At 60.0% G+C, this 17,242-nt stretch carries 14 protein-coding genes and 1 tRNA gene; 9 read left to right on the plus strand and 6 right to left on the minus strand.

Translation table 11 applies throughout. The annotated features are described in order from the left end of the window. Nucleotides 1-103: 103 nt before the first annotated feature. The 3 genes from CLV89_RS05860 to CLV89_RS05870 all read left to right on the plus strand — a co-directional run bounded on the left by CLV89_RS05860 (nt 104) and on the right by CLV89_RS05870 (nt 3,981). Complete coding sequence (locus CLV89_RS05860; RefSeq protein WP_106162694.1) at nt 104-940, plus strand: ABC transporter ATP-binding protein; 837 nt, start codon at nt 104-106, stop codon at nt 938-940. A 17-nt stretch (nt 941-957) separates the two neighbouring features. Further along, nucleotides 958-2,175, plus strand: coding sequence for a phenylacetate--CoA ligase family protein (locus CLV89_RS05865; RefSeq protein ID WP_106162734.1), 1,218 nt, complete (start codon nt 958-960; stop codon nt 2,173-2,175). 126 nt (nt 2,176-2,301) lie between these two features. Continuing rightward, complete coding sequence (locus CLV89_RS05870) at nt 2,302-3,981, plus strand: ABC transporter permease (RefSeq protein ID WP_106162695.1); 1,680 nt, start codon at nt 2,302-2,304, stop codon at nt 3,979-3,981. A 10-nt stretch (nt 3,982-3,991) separates the two neighbouring features. On the opposite strand, the gene CLV89_RS05875 is transcribed toward CLV89_RS05870, so the two are convergent. The 4 genes from CLV89_RS05875 to CLV89_RS05890 form a co-directional block, all read right to left on the minus strand. Next, nucleotides 3,992-4,855 (minus strand): CobW family GTP-binding protein, encoded by an 864-nt coding sequence (locus CLV89_RS05875; RefSeq protein ID WP_207796890.1) that lies wholly within the window; start codon nt 4,853-4,855, stop codon nt 3,992-3,994. 354 nt (nt 4,856-5,209) lie between these two features. Next, nucleotides 5,210-6,220, minus strand: a complete 1,011-nt coding sequence (locus CLV89_RS05880) for an extracellular solute-binding protein (protein ID WP_106162697.1) — start codon at nt 6,218-6,220, stop codon at nt 5,210-5,212. Nucleotides 6,221-6,509: 289 nt separating this feature from the next. Then, nucleotides 6,510-6,635 carry a type B 50S ribosomal protein L36 gene (gene ykgO / locus CLV89_RS05885; RefSeq protein WP_008562923.1) on the minus strand — a complete coding sequence of 42 codons (126 nt, stop codon included), beginning with the start codon at nt 6,633-6,635 and terminating at the stop codon, nt 6,510-6,512. A gap of 81 nt (nt 6,636-6,716) precedes the next feature. Next, nucleotides 6,717-6,791 (minus strand) — tRNA-Val (locus CLV89_RS05890). 156 nt (nt 6,792-6,947) lie between these two features. On the opposite strand from CLV89_RS05890, the gene CLV89_RS05895 reads away from it, so the two are divergent. Next, on the plus strand, nt 6,948-7,808 hold the full coding sequence (locus tag CLV89_RS05895) for an N-formylglutamate amidohydrolase (protein WP_106162698.1): 861 nt from the start codon (nt 6,948-6,950) through the stop codon (nt 7,806-7,808). A gap of 7 nt (nt 7,809-7,815) precedes the next feature. Here the strand turns inward: CLV89_RS05895 and CLV89_RS05900 are convergent, their stop codons facing one another. After that, entirely contained in the window at nt 7,816-9,087 is a 1,272-nt protein-coding gene (locus tag CLV89_RS05900) for a DNA polymerase IV (RefSeq protein WP_106162735.1), read from the minus strand. A 106-nt stretch (nt 9,088-9,193) separates the two neighbouring features. Between CLV89_RS05900 and CLV89_RS05905 the strand changes: the two genes are divergently transcribed. Next, nucleotides 9,194-9,610 (plus strand): NUDIX hydrolase, encoded by a 417-nt coding sequence (locus CLV89_RS05905; protein ID WP_106162699.1) that lies wholly within the window; start codon nt 9,194-9,196, stop codon nt 9,608-9,610. 374 nt (nt 9,611-9,984) lie between these two features. Here the strand turns inward: CLV89_RS05905 and pyrF are convergent, their stop codons facing one another. Beyond that, nucleotides 9,985-10,716, minus strand: coding sequence for an orotidine-5'-phosphate decarboxylase (pyrF, locus tag CLV89_RS05910; RefSeq protein ID WP_106162700.1), 732 nt, complete (start codon nt 10,714-10,716; stop codon nt 9,985-9,987). 243 nt (nt 10,717-10,959) lie between these two features. On the opposite strand from pyrF, the gene clpB reads away from it, so the two are divergent. The 4 genes from clpB to msrQ all read left to right on the plus strand — a co-directional run bounded on the left by clpB (nt 10,960) and on the right by msrQ (nt 16,834). After that, on the plus strand, nt 10,960-13,578 hold the full coding sequence (clpB, locus tag CLV89_RS05915; RefSeq protein ID WP_106162701.1) for an ATP-dependent chaperone ClpB: 2,619 nt from the start codon (nt 10,960-10,962) through the stop codon (nt 13,576-13,578). A 186-nt stretch (nt 13,579-13,764) separates the two neighbouring features. Next, entirely contained in the window at nt 13,765-15,255 is a 1,491-nt protein-coding gene (locus CLV89_RS05920; RefSeq protein ID WP_106162702.1) for an FMN-binding glutamate synthase family protein, read from the plus strand. A gap of 71 nt (nt 15,256-15,326) precedes the next feature. After that, a complete protein-coding gene (gene msrP / locus CLV89_RS05925; RefSeq protein ID WP_106162703.1) occupies nt 15,327-16,235 on the plus strand; it encodes a protein-methionine-sulfoxide reductase catalytic subunit MsrP in 909 nt (302 codons plus the stop codon). Beyond that, entirely contained in the window at nt 16,235-16,834 is a 600-nt protein-coding gene (gene msrQ, locus CLV89_RS05930) for a protein-methionine-sulfoxide reductase heme-binding subunit MsrQ (RefSeq protein ID WP_106162704.1), read from the plus strand. Before msrP ends, msrQ begins: the two co-directional genes overlap by 1 nt. The last annotated feature ends 408 nt before the right edge of the window (nt 16,835-17,242 follow it).

Consider the following 17,242-nt stretch of genomic DNA (forward strand, 5'->3'; position numbering starts at 1 on the left):
GAGAGGTCTCTCGGCGCGGCTTCAATAACTCACATGATGTGGCGCAGGGCCGCCGCATCGGTTCCGTCCCAAACGGACACTGGCGAAAGGGATAGCTTTCGAGATGCTGGACGCGGCGAACACCACAGATGTGCAGGCGGAGACGCTGCTCGAGGTCAATAATATCGAGGTGATCTACAACCACGTGATCCTCGTGCTGAAAGGCGTGAGTCTGAACGTGCCCAAGGGCGGGATCACCGCGCTTCTGGGGGGCAACGGGGCTGGCAAGACCACGACCCTGAAAGCAATTTCCAGCCTGCTGCATTCCGAACGCGGCGAGGTCACCAAGGGTTCGGTGCGCTATCGCGGCAAGGACGTGCATGCGCAGGATCCGGCGGATCTGGTGCGCAAGGGGGTGATCCAGGTGATGGAGGGCCGCCATTGTTTTGAACACCTGACGGTCGAGGAAAACCTGCTGACCGGCGCCTATACGCGCGGCGATGGCAGTGCCAAAATTCAAGACGATCTGGAGATGGTCTATACTTATTTCCCCCGGCTGAAGGAGCGCCGCAAAAGTCAGGCAGGCTACACCTCCGGCGGGGAGCAACAGATGGTCGCTATGGGGCGCGCCTTGATGAGCCGCCCGGAGACGATCCTGCTTGATGAGCCATCAATGGGCCTGGCGCCGCAGCTTGTGGAGCAGATCTTTCAGATCGTGAAGTCGATCAACGAGAACGAAGGCGTGACCTTCCTGCTGGCTGAGCAGAACACCAACGTGGCGCTGCGTTATGCCCACTATGGCTACATTCTGGAATCCGGCCGGGTGGTAATGGACGGCCCGGCGGCGGAGCTGCGCGAGAACCCGGATGTGAAGGAATTCTACCTCGGGATGTCCGAAGAAGGCCGCAAGAGTTTCCGTGACGTGCGGTCCTACCGCCGTCGCAAGAGGTGGCTGAGCTGAGGCGGGGAGAGATGACCATGACTTATTTTGATGCATTGGAAACCCGCAGCGCAGATGAGCGGGCCGCAGATCTGGCCAAACTTTTGCCAGAGCAGATCGCCCGCGCAAAATCGGCGCCCGGCTTTGCCGCCCTGCTGAGCGATGTGGACCCGGCGCAGATCACGACAGTTGCGGATCTTGCGCGCTTGCCCGTTCTGCGCAAGGCGGAGCTGAGCGCGGCGCAGGCGGCGCATCCACCCTTTGGTGGTTTCACCGTGAAACCGGCGCATGGCTTTGCCCATATCTTTCAGTCACCGGGGCCGATCTATGAACCCGGTGGGGTGGACCACGACTGGTGGCGCATGGGGCGGTTTCTGCATGCCGCGGGCGTGGGTCCCGGGGATGTGGTGCAGAACTGCTTTGGATATCACCTGACGCCTGCCGGGATGATCTTTGAGAACGGTGCCCGCACGGTGGGGGCTGCAGTTCTGCCTGCTGGTACGGGCCAGACCGAATTGCAGGTCACGGCTGCGCGCGATGTGGGCGCGACCACCTATGCCGGCACGCCGGATTACCTGAAGGTGATCCTCGACAAGGCGGAGGCTATGGGGGTGACACTGGGGTTCAAGAAAGCTGCGGTTGGTGGCGGCGCCCTGTTCCCCAGCTTGCGTCAGGATTACGCGGATCGCGGCATTGCGTGTCTGCAGTGCTATGCCACCGCAGATTTGGGCAATATCGCCTATGAGAGCGCCGCGATGGAGGGGATGATTGTCGACGAACAGGTCATCGTTGAGATCGTCACGCCCGGCACCGGCACCCCGGTTGCACCGGGTGAAGTCGGCGAGGTGGTGGTGACCACGCTCAACCGCGATTACCCGCTGATCCGCTTTGCCACCGGCGACCTGAGCGCGGTGATGCCCGGTGAGAGCCCCTGTGGCCGCACGAACCTGCGTATCAAGGGCTGGATGGGGCGCGCCGATCAGACCACCAAGATCAAGGGCATGTTCGTACGCCCCGAGCAGGTGGCAGCGCTGGTTGAAAAACATGACGAGATCGTCAAGGCGCGCGTCGTGGCCTCCCGCGAGGGCGAGATGGATGTGATGACCGTCCAGATCGAGGCCGAAGGCGGCGACGAGATCAGCTTTGCCCGCTCGGTTATTGATGTGCTGAAGATGAAGGGCGCCGTGGATGTGGTTGCCCCGGGGAGCCTGCCCAAGGATGGCCTCGTGATCGAGGATCAGCGCAGCTACGACTGATCTGAAGCCTCTTGCTGGACCCGACAGTGCCGCCGCTGCCGACATGCCGTCGCAGCGGCGGTTTCGCGCTGGAATTTCCGACAGAAATGCTTGAAACAGGTGCGACTCTGTTCAAAGGCAGGATGAATGACGCAAGCAAGCCAGACACAGGCGCCAGTAGCCCACCGCCAAAGCGCCGCCCGGAGCAGGGGCACACGCGGCTTTGCACTGCTGGCCTGGATCGTCGCGCTGTCCTGCCTGCTGCCGATGGTGGCGGTTGGTATCGCGGCGCTGACGGGCGGGGTGGAGACGATCTCGCATCTCGCGGATACTGTGCTGCCCCGCTATGCGCGTACCACGATCTATCTGGTGCTGCTGGTGTCGTTGGGCACATTTTCCATCGGCGTGGGGGCGGCCTGGCTGGTCACCATGACCCGGTTTCCCGGCGTGCGGTTCTTCGAGGTGGCGTTGGTGCTGCCGCTGGCGTTTCCGGCCTATGTTCTGGCCTATGCCTATACATTTCTGCTCGACCATCCGGGGATCGTGCAGTCGACCCTGCGGGATGTGACAGGCTGGGGGCCGCGCGACTACTGGTTCCCGGAAATCCGGTCTCTTGGCGGTGCGGCGCTGATGCTGGTGCTGGTGCTTTACCCATATGTCTACCTGCTGGCGCGAGCCGCCTTCCTGCAGCAAAGCTCCAGCGCGTTTCTTGCGGCGCGGGCGTTGGGGGATAGCTCCTGGCGCGCGTTTTGGCGTGTCAGCCTGCCGATGGCGCGGCCTGCAGTGGCCTCGGGCGTGTTGCTGGCGGTTATGGAGACCATCGCGGATTACGGCACAGTGGCCTATTTCGGGGTGCAGACCTTTGCCACGGGCATCTACACCAGCTGGTTTTCGCTGGGAGATCGTGGGGGAGCTGCGCAACTTGCCCTCTGTCTGTTGGGGTTTGCATTGATGCTCGCGGTGGCTGAGCGTGTCAGCCGCGGCAAGGCGCGCTACCACCACGCCGGAAAACAACAAGCCGCACTGCCCCCGGCGACACTGAGCGGCGGCAATGTGATTGCGGCTTGGGTGCTTTGCGCACTGCCGGTGATCTTTGGGTTCCTGGTGCCGTTGGTGAGCCTGACGTTGATGGGGCTTGAGTCGGAACAGAACCTGCTGAGCAGCCGCTATATTGCCTTCATCAAGAACTCGCTGACGCTGGCGAGCATGGCGGCGCTTATAACGCTGCTGGCGGCGGTCAGCCTTGGATTTTACCAACGTCTCCGCCCGGGCAAGTTATCGAGCGCAGCGGCGAATTTTTCGCGCCTTGGCTATGCGGTGCCGGGCGGAGTGATCGCGGTGGGTTTGATGGTGCCATTTGCCGCGTTCGACAACGCGCTTGACGCCTGGATGCGCGCCAACTTCGGCATTCGGACAGGGCTGCTGGTCACCGGTTCGATCTGGCTTCTGGTGATGGCGTATGTTGTGCGCTTCATGGCGGCAGCGCTGGGGGCGTATGAAGGAGGGCAGGCAACGGTTCATGCCAATATGGACGCGGCTGCGCGTTCATTGGGGCAGAGCCCATTTGGCATGCTGCGCCGGGTGCATCTGCCGATCCTGACGCCAAGCCTGCTGACGGCGCTGCTGATCGTCTTTGTCGACGTCATGAAGGAGCTGCCTGCAACATTGATCATGCGGCCGTTCAATTTCGATACGCTGGCGGTGCAGGCGCACCGGCTGGCGGCGGATGAACGGCTCGAAGGGGCCGCTGTACCATCACTGGTGATCATGGCGGTGGGGTTGCTTCCGGTGATCCTGGTCTGTCGGCAAGTGCGACGCCGGACTTAAGGCGCAGAGGTTAGGAGCCGCTCCACCAGGCCTCTATCTCGGCGTGGCTCACGCGTTGCTCCGGGCCAAGGGCAACCAGAAGCGTTTCATCTGCATCACAGCGGCGTGCCTCAACATGACGACCGACAATATGCAACTCATAGGCACCACCTGAGGTCAGCACGAAGCCTTTCATCCGGTAGAGCCCCTCTGGCCGGTCGGCCAGTTTGTCACCCAATGCCCGACGGTCCATGACCGTTTTGCTGCGATGTTGCCAGCTGACGTATCCGGGGTGCGGCGCAGGGGTCGTGCCGCGCGGGAGCGGCACTATATCGAATAGCATGCGAGACAACTCCATATCGGCGATCCGCGTTGGAGTTCGAGCACCCACCTGACGGAGCTGATCGAGCAATTCTGTTTCGGGCGTGCTGTCGAGTTTGCTGAGAAGAACCAGATCTGCCGCGCAGATTTGCTGCGCCACCTGAGGTTTCAGCAGTGGATCATCCATCAAGGTGGAAAAGCTGGAACCATCCACCACGGTGACAATACCTGCATAGCTAAGGCGGCTGTCGTTGAGCAATGCATTGGCGATCGCAACTGGCTCGGCGACACCACTGGCTTCGATCAGGATATGATCAGGCTGTGTCCCGCGGGTCAGGATCTCATTGACGCTCAAGGCTAGGTCATCACCAAGCGAGCAACACACGCAGCCGTTGGTCAACGCAATCCTGTCGACATCCGCATCTGCAATAAGCGAGGCATCGATATTGATGCTGCCGAAGTCATTGACCAAAACGGCCAGACGCAAGCCGTGATCCTCGCCAAGCAGCGCGTTGATCAGAGTTGTCTTACCCGCGCCGAGATATCCACTGATGATCGTAGCTGGCGTGCGCATCAGGACATGCCCCTGCGCATCAAGTGCATCGCAATCGGCATGTCAACCGAGCTCCCCGCTTTATGAATTTGCAATCTCTATGTCTTGCTTGGCGCGACTCTATAGGTTCTGAAGACGGCTTGGTCCAGACAAAGATTCGGCAGAAGCTGGGAGCAAATCACCTGTTTCGAGCTTGCTCCCTGATTTCACATCAGAAAAATTGTATGAAAATTCAAATTTCTGGTGCTTGGCTTCAGTTCTCTGCATTTGTTCACGCGCTGCAGATTGGGAATCCCGCTCCCGATTCTTACAAAGCGGATGCAAAAAAGGGCGCAGCCGAAACTGCGCCCTCTCTCTTGAATACGCTAGAGCTGCTTATTCCCAGCCAACCTCATTGAAGATCTTCTGCGCGGTCGGAAGGTTCAGAGCAACTTTGGACAGTTCGACATCGTCGGCGACAAATTCACCCAGCTTTGCCACGCTTTCAGACTTTTCGACCGAAGGAACGGCAGGGAACTCGTCGTTGCCACCGGAGAAATACTGTTGCGCCTGATCGGATGCGAGATACTCAAGAAACTTGACCGCGTTGTCACGGTTCGGTGCATGGGCCGCAACGCCGCCACCGGACAGGTTCATATGCGCACCTTCCGCGTCCTGAGACGGGAAAACCCACGCAATCTTGTCGATGTCGGCTGAGAGGCCTTTGACATCCTTCCGCAGCGCGCGGGCAAAGTAATAGGAGTTGGCAACCGAGACATCACATTCGCCGGAGATGATTCCGCGCAGCTGATCGGTGTCGCCACCCTGCGGCGCGCGCGCAAAGTTCTCCACCATGCCAGCGGCCCATTCACGTGCCTTTTCCTCACCGTGGTTTTCGATGATCGCAGAGAGTAGCGTCTGGGCATAGACGTTGCTGGAGGACCGGTGGCAGACCATGCCTTTGTACTCGGGCTTGATCAGATCCATGTAGGTCGCCGGCGGGTTGTCCACGTCGGCCTTGTCGTAGAACACGATGCGGGCGCGCTGTGAAAAGCCGAACCACTGGTTGTCGGCGTCCTGCAGGTTGGACGGGATCCGGTCTTCGAGAACGCTGCTGTCGATCGATTGAAGAACCCCTGCGTCCTTCGCGCGCGCCAGACGGGAGGTATCCACTGTCAGCAGGATGTCCGCCGGAGAGTTTGCACCCTCGGCCTGCATCCGGGCGATCAGCTCATCAGCCTTGCCTTCGATGCGGTTGATGGTGATGCCGGTGGCCTCTTCGAAGTCGGAGTAGAGGCGTTCATCGGTGTCGTAGTGGCGAGAGGAGTACAGGTTTACTACTCCGTCAGCGACGGCAGTGGTCGCAAGACTCGCGGCGATTACAGTTGCAAAAACGTTGATTTTCATGAGCTTTTCACCCCTCTGAATGTCGCTTGTTCCTGGGTGGCACCTCCTCGCGCCAAACCCAAGTTGTTTAGTCAATTACTACACTGCGCGCGAAATGTAAGGGGTAACTGATTAATTCTGTCAGAAAATTCTACGGTCGCGAAGGTCATGCCTCACGATTGAATGACGCCCCCTGGCCAGGCGGCGTGTCAGACAACTTCTGTGGGAGATACTGGGGGCACAAAAACAAAAAACCGCATCCGAAGATGCGGTTTTCCGGAGCCCCGTGAGAGGCGTCATATGCTGTATGTCAGCCCTGACGAGCTTTGAACCGACGCTGGGTCTTGTTGATCACGTAGACGCGACCTTTGCGACGCACAACCCGGCAATCACGGTGCCGGTTCTTCAGCGAACGGAGCGAGTTCTTGACCTTCATGGTCTCTCTCCTTGTCTGCGGCGCGAACCAGCGCCTGGGTTAGCGGGCGTTCCGGCGCCTGAGCCCGAAACAATGAAATCATGGTGGGCGGTACAAGGATCGAACTTGTGACCCCTTCGATGTCAACGAAGTGCTCTACCGCTGAGCTAACCGCCCATGATGCCAACAACAAAACAATTTGCTACGCCGTTTGGCGCATCGCTTCGCGTCAGTGAAAAGGCGTATAAAAGGAGTCGATTGTGGGCGCAAGAGCTTTTGCCACAGAAATATAAACTCTATGCTGTGACTCTCAGGCGGGAAAGTGGAGCTGGCATGTCACGTCAGGCATATTCGGTTGAAATGCCACAGATGTGGCAGTCCCCGGTGGTGATCGCATCGCCGCATAGCGGCTCGAACTATCTGAAAACCTTTGTTTCTCAGTCGGTTCTCGACGCAAAACGCTTGCGCAGCAGCGAGGATGCATTTGTCGACCAGCTGTTCGCTGTCGCGCCTGAGTTCGGGATGCCCATGCTGACGGCGCAGATGCCGCGGGCATTTGTCGATCTGAACCGTTCGTCCGGTGAATTGGATCCTGCCCTGATCGAAGGGGTGCGGCGGCGCGGACAAAATCCCCGCGTGGCCTCCGGACTGGGTGTGATTCCCCGAGTCGTTTCCAACGGGCGTTCCATCTATCGCGGCAAGATCAGCATGGCCGAGGCGCAGGCGCGAATCGATCAGTACTGGACGCCCTATCACGCGGCTCTGCAGCAGTTGCTTGATGCCTCTCATGCGCGGTTCGGCGAAACCATTCTGGTTGATTGCCATTCAATGCCGCATGAGGCGGTCGAAGGCGTGTCGCCGAAACGAGCATTGCGACCGGAAATCGTTTTGGGGGATCGGTTCGGTGCGGCCGCTGACGGCTGGATCGTGGATTTGATCGAAGCGGCCTTTGCGGAGGCAGGGTTCCGTGTGGCGCGAAACGCGCCGTTTGCAGGGGCCTATATCACCCAGACCTATGGGCGACCGGCGCGGCGGCAGCATGCCATTCAGGTCGAGATTGATCGCTCTCTCTATATGGACGAGACCGACATCACGCCAAATGCGCAATTTGCAACTGTAAAAGCACAGCTCACACGTGCGCTCAGTCGTGTTGCGACCCTCGGCTCTGACAGAAAGCCGATGGCTGCAGAATAAACCTAACTCAGCGTAGCGCGCGTCCCTTCAGGATGGCTTCCTTGCCAAACCGTTTGCGGATCTCGTCTGTCGCACGTTCGGCACTTGCCCGTTTTTCCGCGTTGGGATCGAGCAGATCGCCCGTGGTGTCGGCCTGTGCCTCTGGTCCAAGTTCGCTGATGCCGCATCCAAGCAGCCGGAAGGGGCCTTGGTTTACTGACTGATCCAGCAGGTGGCGCGCGGTGCGGTAGATCTGATCGGCGATCTGAGTCGGGCTGTGCAGGGATTGGCGCCGGGTGAGCGTTGAATGGTTCGCGCGTTTTAGTTTCAGCGTGACCACTCGACCGGCGAGCTCCTTGGCTTTGGCCCGGTCCGAAACTTGTTCTGCAAGGCGCCACAGATGCCCATCGAGCACGTCCATTTGCATCGTGTCCTCAAAGAAGGTGGTTTCCTTGGATATGGATTTCACCGGGGTACGCGCGGACACCTTGCGGCGGTCTTCGCCGCGCGCCAAATGCCAGAGCCGGTCCCCCATGCTGCCAAAGCGCTCATGCAGGTCACGACGATCCCAACGCAACAGGTCCGAGAAGGCGCGAATCCCTGCTTTTTCCAGTGATGCTTGTGCGGCGGGGCCAATACCCCAGATGAGGCGCACGGGTTTATCGCGCAGGAATTCCCCTGTTTCGGCTTCACCAATCACTGAAAAGCCGCGTGGTTTGTCGAGGTCGGAGGCGACCTTGGCCAAGAATTTGTTGTGGCTCAGCCCGATCGAGCCGGTGACGCCGAGCTCATCCTTCATCCGCCTGACCAACCGCGCCAGCATGACCGCGGGGGGCGCGCCGTGTAGCCGCTCGGTGCCAGACAGATCCATGAAGGCCTCATCCAGTGACAGGGGTTCCACCTCTGGTGTCAGCTCATCCATCATGGCCCGGATTGCGCGGCTGGTTTCCACATAGGCATGCATCCGTGGTTTGATGACCACCGCGTCAGGACAGAGCTTCAGCGCCTGAAACATCGGCATGGCAGAGCGGACCCCCCGAATGCGGGCCACGTAGCAGGCGGTCGAAACCACGCCGCGATGTGCGCCGCCGATGATTACCGGCTTGTCCGCCAATTCCGGATTGTCGCGTTTCTCGACGCTGGCATAGAAGGCATCGCAATCCATATGCGCGATGGAGAGCGTGAACAGCTCGTCATGAGCCTTGATGCGCGGGCTGCGACAAGCAGGACAGCGGCGGTGCCCCGGACGCAGCGCGCCGGGATCAAAGCAGTGCAGACAGTCGCGGCAGAGGGCTGGCATGGCGGACTCGACAAAAAAGCGCAGAAACGGGGTGTGCGCGACGCCCGCTCCGGTTAGCGTGCACCCGGCGTCAACGGGGCGCCTCTGCGCAGAGGTGAAATATACCATGAGCTTCACGGGAACGAAACTGGCGCTGTTTCTCGGTCCGCGTCTGCTGGTGATCCTGCGCGACGAGACAGTCGATATTCCCTTTCCCGGTCATTGGGATTTCCCCGGGGGTGGGCGAGAGAACGGCGAGACCCCGCAGGAATGCACTCTGCGAGAGACCTATGAGGAGGTCGGGCTCGCCCTGGCGCCCGAAGAGCTGACCTACGCGCGCTGTTATCCCCGGCCGGATGGCGACAGCTGGTTCTTTGCCGCCCACCTTTCAGAAGCGACGGTGGCGGATATCCGGTTTGGTGATGAAGGGCAGGGGTGGGAGCTCATGACACCGGCGGCCTATATTGCCCACCCACTGGGCATTCCGCGTTTCAAGGACCGGCTGCAGAACTATCTGCAGCGTTCTCAGTCTGACGGGGCGTGAGGCTCCGGTACAGCAACACAGGTAATATTGATGTTTCGGAAAGAAAGGCCCCCGCACAAGTGGCGGGGGAAGGTGACGTTTCTCAGGAAGAGGTAAACGTCAGGGGAGTGTCTCCACTCCAGATTCACCTATGAACCCATGTTTCGCAAAGCTCCAAGCCGGTTCGAGATGGATTTCTCGCTCCGACCTGTGCTTTCAATGTCACGAATGTGAAATTCAGTTTTTCGAAACTGTCAGTATTTTTGAGTGATTTGTTCTTTGATCCCCGCACCTTGTCGCCATGATATACGATGGCTTTACGGTGCGGGCTGGAATGGGTGTTAAGGTCTGCGTTTGCCCGTCTTTTGGGCAGTGCAGCCCGCAATCGAGCGGCGTTACCCCTTGTTGGGGATTTTCGTCTGTGCGCTGTTCATCTCTTTCAGAATATCCTGCGCCGCCAGACGTGGAACTTCGGCCTGCCAGATCGGACGGCCGACAACGATGTGGTCGGCGCCCGCCTCCAGCGCTTGCATCGGGGTGGTTACGCGTTTCTGGTCCCCCAGATCGGCGCCAACAGGGCGTACGCCAGGGGTCACGATCAATTTGCCTTCGGCCTCTGGCAGCGCACGGATCAGGGCGGCTTCTTGCGGGCTGGCAATCACGCCATCGGCCCCTGCAGCCAGCGCCTTGCCTGCGCGTTCCTGTACAAGGTCGGTAATATCTCCGCTCTTGATGAGCGCATCGTCCAGATCATTCCGGTCGAGCGAGGTCAGAATGGTGACGGCCAAGATCTTCAGGTCCTTGCCTGCGGCACCCTCTTTGGCGGCGCGCACCACATGCGGGTCGCCATGCACGGTGAGGAAGTCGAGCTCGAACTGAGACAGGCCGCGCACCGCGTTTTCCACCGTCGCGCCGATGTCAAAGAGCTTCATGTCGAGGAAGATCTTCTTGCCGAGTTCCTGTTTCAGTTCATTCGCGAGGGCCAGGCCTCCGCCGGTCAGCATGCCCAGACCGATCTTGTAGAAAGAGACGGCATCTCCCAACTGTTCGGCCAGTTTCAAGCCGGCGATGGCGTTGGGTACATCCATGGCAACGATCAAGCGGTCATCGGCGATGGGAGTGGTCATGGGCATGTCTCCGGTCTGGGGCGCTGGGTTGCGTCTTCCTAATGCCTTTGCCCCTTGCGGAAAAGGGCCTTCAGAGGTTTCTTACGTGGTTTGATCGCGGTCAAGGTTCATCAACACTTGTCATGGTAATCAGGGACTTGAAGATGTGCGGTGAATACCCACATCTTACCCCGAGGCCCACACCGATCCTGTGCTGCCAAGCGGGCAGGGTCATTCTAGGGGCGCTTGAAAAAGGAGAAGAAGATGGACTTGAACAAGTTCACTGAGCGGGCGCGCGGTTTTGTGCAGGCGGCCCAGACTGTCGCACTTCGCGAGGGTCACCAGCGACTAACGCCGGAACATATCCTCAAAGCATTGCTGGACGACGATCAGGGCATGGTTACGAATCTCATTTCCCGTGCGGGAGGAGATCCGAAACGCGTGGCCGAATCCGTCGAGGCGGCCATGGGCAAGCTGCCCAAAGTGTCCGGTGATGCCGGCCAGATCTATCTTGACGGTCAGACCGCCCGGGTGCTGGATGAAGCGACTAAGGTGGCAGAGAAGGCCGGGGACAGTTTTGTTCCGGTAGAGCGCATGTTGACCGCCTTGGCATTGGTCAAATCGAAAGCGAAAGAGGCGCTTGAGGCGGGCAATGTCACGGCACAGAAGCTCAACGAGGCGATCAACGACATTCGTCAGGGGCGCACGGCCGATAGCGCGACGGCTGAAGACTCATATGAGGCTCTGAAGAAATACACGCAGGACCTGACCGAACGTGCCAGCGAGGGCAAGATTGACCCGATCATCGGGCGCGATGACGAGATCCGTCGGACCATGCAGGTGCTGAGCCGCCGGACCAAGAACAACCCGGTGCTGATCGGTGAGCCGGGCGTGGGTAAAACGGCGATCGCCGAAGGCATGGCCTTGCGCATCATCAACGGGGATGTGCCCGAATCGCTGCGCGACAAACGACTTCTGGCGCTGGACATGGGCGCGCTGATAGCCGGTGCGAAATATCGTGGCGAGTTTGAGGAGCGGTTGAAGAGCATCCTGAATGAGGTCACGGCGGCGGCGGGTGAGGTCATTCTGTTCATCGACGAGATGCACACGCTGGTCGGTGCCGGAAAATCCGATGGTGCGATGGACGCCGCCAACCTCATCAAGCCGGCGCTGGCACGGGGTGAGCTGCACTGTATCGGCGCCACCACGCTGGATGAATATCGCAAGTATGTGGAGAAGGACGCAGCACTCGCGCGCCGTTTCCAGCCGGTAATGGTGTCTGAGCCGACGGTTGAGGATACGATTTCCATTCTGCGCGGCATCAAGGAAAAATACGAACTCCATCACGGGGTGCGTATTGCTGATGGCGCCCTTGTGGCGGCAGCAACCTTGTCAAACCGCTACATCACGGACCGGTTCCTGCCCGACAAGGCTATTGACCTTGTGGACGAGGCCGCGTCGCGCCTGCGAATGGAAGTGGACTCCAAGCCGGAAGAGCTGGACGCGCTTGATCGCCAGATCCTGCAGATGCAGATCGAGGAACAGGCCCTGAAGCTTGAAGAGGATACCGCCTCTCTGGATCGCCTGGAAACACTGCAGAAGGAACTCGCTGACTTGCAGGAGCGCTCGGCAGAGATGACGGCGCAGTGGCAGGCGGAACGGGACAAATTGGCCTCCGCTCGGGACATCAAAGAGCGGTTGGACAAGGCGCGTGCTGAACTTGACATCGCCAAGCGTGAGGGCAACCTCACCAAGGCGGGTGAGCTGTCTTATGGCGTCATCCCTGGTTTGGAGAAGCAGCTGACAGAGGCCGAACAGACCGAACAAAAGGGGCTTATGGTCGAAGAGGCTGTCCGTCCCGAGCAAATCGCCGGCGTTGTGGAGCGCTGGACCGGCATCCCGACCTCCAAGATGCTTGAAGGTGACCGTGAAAAGCTGTTGCGGATGGAAGACGGTCTGCATGCGCGTGTCATCGGACAGAACACTGCGGTGACGGCAGTTGCCAATGCGGTGCGCCGGGCGCGGGCTGGTCTCAGTGACGAAAACCGTCCGCTGGGCTCTTTCCTGTTTCTCGGGCCAACGGGTGTAGGCAAGACCGAACTGACCAAGGCCGTGGCTGAGTTTCTGTTTGACGATGACAGCGCCATGGTGCGCGTCGATATGTCGGAGTTCATGGAAAAGCACAGCGTCGCCCGCCTGATTGGTGCCCCTCCGGGGTATGTCGGTTATGATGAGGGTGGCGTTCTGACGGAAGCCGTACGGCGTCGTCCCTATCAGGTGATCCTGTTCGACGAAGTTGAGAAGGCGCATCCGGATGTGTTCAATGTGCTGCTTCAGGTACTGGACGATGGTGTGCTGACGGATGGGCAAGGTCGGACCGTGGACTTCAAGCAAACGCTGATCATCCTGACATCCAACCTTGGCGCGCAGGCCCTCAGCCAGCTGCCAGACGGGGCGGATGCGTCGGATGCCAAGCGGGACGTGATGGACGCGGTGCGGGCGCATTTCCGCCCCGAGTTCCTGAATCGCCTGGATGAGACGGTGATCTTCGACCGGCTTGGTCGTCACGACATGGGCGGGATCGTAGAGATCCAGCTCCGGCGTCTGGTCAAGCGGTTGGCAGATCGCAAGATCACACTGCAACTGGACGATGGCGCCAAGGCGTGGCTTGCGGATGAGGGGTATGATCCAGTGTTCGGGGCGCGCCCGTTGAAACGCGTCATTCAGCGTGCACTGCAGAACCCGCTGGCAGAGGCGCTGCTGTCTGGGGACATCAAGGACGGAGAGACCGTTTCGGTGTCTGCGGGCAGTGAAGGGCTGGTTATCGGGGATCGCCTCGGCACAACCAAGCGGCCACGCCCGGATGAGGCTGTCGTTCACTGAGCTTGCACGTGATGATGAGATAGAGGGTCGCCCTTTGGGGCGGCCCTTTTGCCGATGACTATTGCTGAACCGGATGTGAAATCCCACCTGTGAAACGTCATGCGTCTGTCGTGTGTCGGCATGCTATAATACGGATTGGTCAGGCCGCCTTGCCTGTCCCGCGATATTGAAGAGAAAGGATTTTCCATGGGGTTTGCGATGAATGCGGTGTCGATCCTTGCGGTGGTGTTCATCTGCCTTCTGGGTGTGTTTGCCCTAGCGGCACTGGCGATGTTTGTCATAGATCGCACGCAGACCCAGGACGCGATCCGCCGCAACTACCCGGTGCTGGGGCGGTTTCGGCATCTCTTCAGTTCCCTTGGGGAGTTCTTCCGCCAGTATTTCTTTGCCATGGATCGCGAGGAGCTTCCGTTCAATCGTGCGCAGCGGGAGTGGATTGCCCGTGCCTGCGCCGGTGTGACCAACACGGTGGCCTTTGGCTCCACCCGCAACACTGCGGTGCCGGGCACGCCGATCTTCGTAAACGCCGCCTTCCCACCGCTGAATGACCAATATGCCAGTTCCGAACCGATGCTGATCGGTCCGACCGCGCGGGTACCCTATAATGCACCGTCGTTCTTCAACATTTCCGGTATGAGCTATGGCGCACTGTCGCGCCCTGCAGTCACCGCCCTCAGCCGGGGCGCGCGCGAGGCGGGGATCTGGCTCAACACCGGGGAGGGTGGGCTAAGCCCGTTTCATCTCGATGGGGGCTGTGATGTGGTCTTTCAGATCGGCACCGCCAAATACGGGGTGCGCGATGCCGAAGGAAATCTGAGTGATGCGCGCCTGAAGGAACTCGCCGAGATCCCGCAGGTAAAGATGTTCGAGCTGAAGCTGGCGCAGGGGGCAAAACCCGGCAAGGGCGGTATCCTGCCCGCCGCCAAGGTCAATGCCGAAATCTCCGAGATCCGCGGCATCCCGGAAGGGACGGCGAGCATTTCTCCCAACCGGCACCCGGAGATCGCCTCTTATGACGACCTTCTCGATATGGTTGCCCGCGTGCGCCAGGTTTCTGGCAAGCCGGTGGGGATCAAGACGGTCGCAGGGTCTGAGGTTGCCCTGCGGGAGATGTTCCTGAACTTCGCGGCGCGACCTGATGACGTTCCGGACTTTATCACCATTGACGGTGGCGAGGGCGGCACCGGAGCCGCACCGATGCCACTGATTGACCTTGTTGGCATGTCCGTACGCGAGGCCCTGCCGTTGGTGTGCAACCTACGCGATGAATATGGCTTCAAGGAGCGCATCCGCCTGATTTCCAGCGGCAAGCTGGTCAACCCCGGCGATGTGGCCTGGGCGCTGGCGGCGGGCGCTGATTTTGTCACCTCGGCGCGGGGCTTCATGTTTTCGCTGGGCTGCATTCAGGCGCTGAAGTGCAATCGCAACACCTGCCCGACCGGCATCACCACCCACGATCCGCGCTTTCAGCAGGGACTTGTGGTGGAGGACAAGTACAAGAAGGTCGCCCGCTTTGCTCGCGAGGTGATCCAGGAGGTGGAGACCATCGCCCATTCGGTCGGTGTGGATGAGCCGCGCAAGATGCGCCGCCGTCACATGCGGATCGTGCAGGAGGATGGCTCCTCGCGGCCGATGAATGAGATCCTGCCAAGTTACAGTGCTGTCGCGGAGATGTGAGAGGATATGTTTTTGCCCTGAGCGCCTAAGGCGTTACCTCAAGGATCAACACGATCTCAAGGAGCGCTTTCATGGCCCATCGCTGGCAAAACGATCTGACCCACCGGGACATCACGCCGGAATCCCTGTTCTGGAACCGGCGCAAGATCCTCGCAGGCATAGGGGGCGTCGGGCTGGGTGCTATCGGCGGCGGTCTGGCGGAGGCCCAAGAGGCGGAGCTGGACCCCAACACTTGGGAAGAAGTCACCAGCTACTGCAACTTCTATGAATTCGGCACCGGCAAGACCGATCCCGCCAGCTATGCCGGCCAGATGACCACCTCGCCCTGGGAGGTGGAGATCGACGGCATGGTCGACAATCCCGGCACCTACGGCTTTGACCAGATCCTGTCAGAGATGACGCTGGAAGAGCGCATATACCGGTTCCGCTGTGTCGAGGCCTGGTCGATGGTGATCCCCTGGCAGGGGTTTGAACTGGCGGACCTGCTGAACCTGGCCGGTGTGCAGGAGGGGGCGAAATACGTCGCCTTTGAAACCCTGCTGCGCCCGGAAGAGATGCCCGGCACCCGTTACCCGGTGCTGGACTGGCCCTACCGCGAGGGGCTGCGCCTCGATGAGGCGATGAACCCGCTGACGATCATGGCCACCGGCATATTCGGCAAGCCACTGCCAAACCAGAACGGCGCCCCGCTGCGCCTGGTGGTGCCGTGGAAATACGGTTTCAAGTCGATCAAGTCGGTGGTGAAGATGACCCTGACCGATCAGGAGCCGCCGACCAGCTGGAACATGGCGAATGCGCGCGAATACGGTTTCTTCAGCAATGTGAACCCTGAGGTGGATCACCCCCGTTGGAGCCAGGCCTCGGAGCGGCGCATTGGTGGCGGGCTGTTTTCCCGTCGTCAGCCAACATTGATGTTCAATGGCTATGAGGCAGAGGTCGCCTCCCTCTATGAGGGGCTGGATCTGACGAAGAACTTCTGATGGATCTGACTTCTGTGAATTTCGCCCTGCGCCGGGTGCCGTCGTGGCTCATATATATATGTGGGCTGGCCCCGGCGGTCTGGCTGTTCTGGCTGGGTCTGACCGGTGGGCTGGGTGTTGAGCCGATCAAGGCGCTGGAGCATCGCTATGGTGAGCTGGCATTGCAGTTCTTCATCGCGACCCTCGCGGTCACGCCGGCGCGGCGGTTCCTTGGGCTCAATCTGGTGAAGCACAGGCGTGCGCTGGGGCTGATATGTTTCGCATATGTGGTCTGTCATCTGCTGGTCTGGTTGCTGCTGGATGTGCAGATCCCCAGCCAGATCCTCACCGACATCGCCAAGCGGCCCTATATAACAGTCGGCATGGCGGCCTTTCTATTGCTGGTTCCGCTTGCGGTTACGTCCAATAACGGCTCGATCCGCCGGTTGGGACCCAAATGGCGACGGCTACACCAGCTCAGCTATCCGGCCGCTCTGCTGGCGGCGCTGCATTTTGTGTTGCTGGCCAAGGGGTTCCAGATCGAGCCCCTGCTCTATCTGGCCGCAATCCTCCTCCTTCTTCTGCTTCGGGTAAGAATCCCGACGCTGCGACGCGTGTGAGTCTGGCAATCTCTACGCTCCGACGCGCGCGATTCCGTTCAGCGCATCGGAATTTGGGGTGTGAAAGCGGCCACTAAAGGACGAAACCTCCGCCGCTCCCTTATTTGCCATGCGCCTAAGTCCATATAAATATGAGGTTTTGTGCGGTTCTGCGGAAAAAATGACAGATTTGCAAAAAAGGGGTTGCGGCTCATTGGGTCTAACCTTAGAACCCCCTCTACCGGCGGCGCTGAGGCGCTACGGTGGCAGACTGGACGGGGCGGCGGCGACGCAGGAACGGACGGTTTTGACGGGTCGGAAAGACGATTTGGCGCTCAGGGAAGACTGGGGCACTTCGGAGATTGATTAGGCGGTGGCGCTCTTAGTTTTGCGCGACGGTCTGCTTTTGGGCTCTGAGTGTTTGCTCTT

Origin of the sequence: Tritonibacter scottomollicae, assembly GCF_003003215.1 — a bacterium.
Classification (GTDB): domain Bacteria; phylum Pseudomonadota; class Alphaproteobacteria; order Rhodobacterales; family Rhodobacteraceae; genus Epibacterium; species Epibacterium scottomollicae.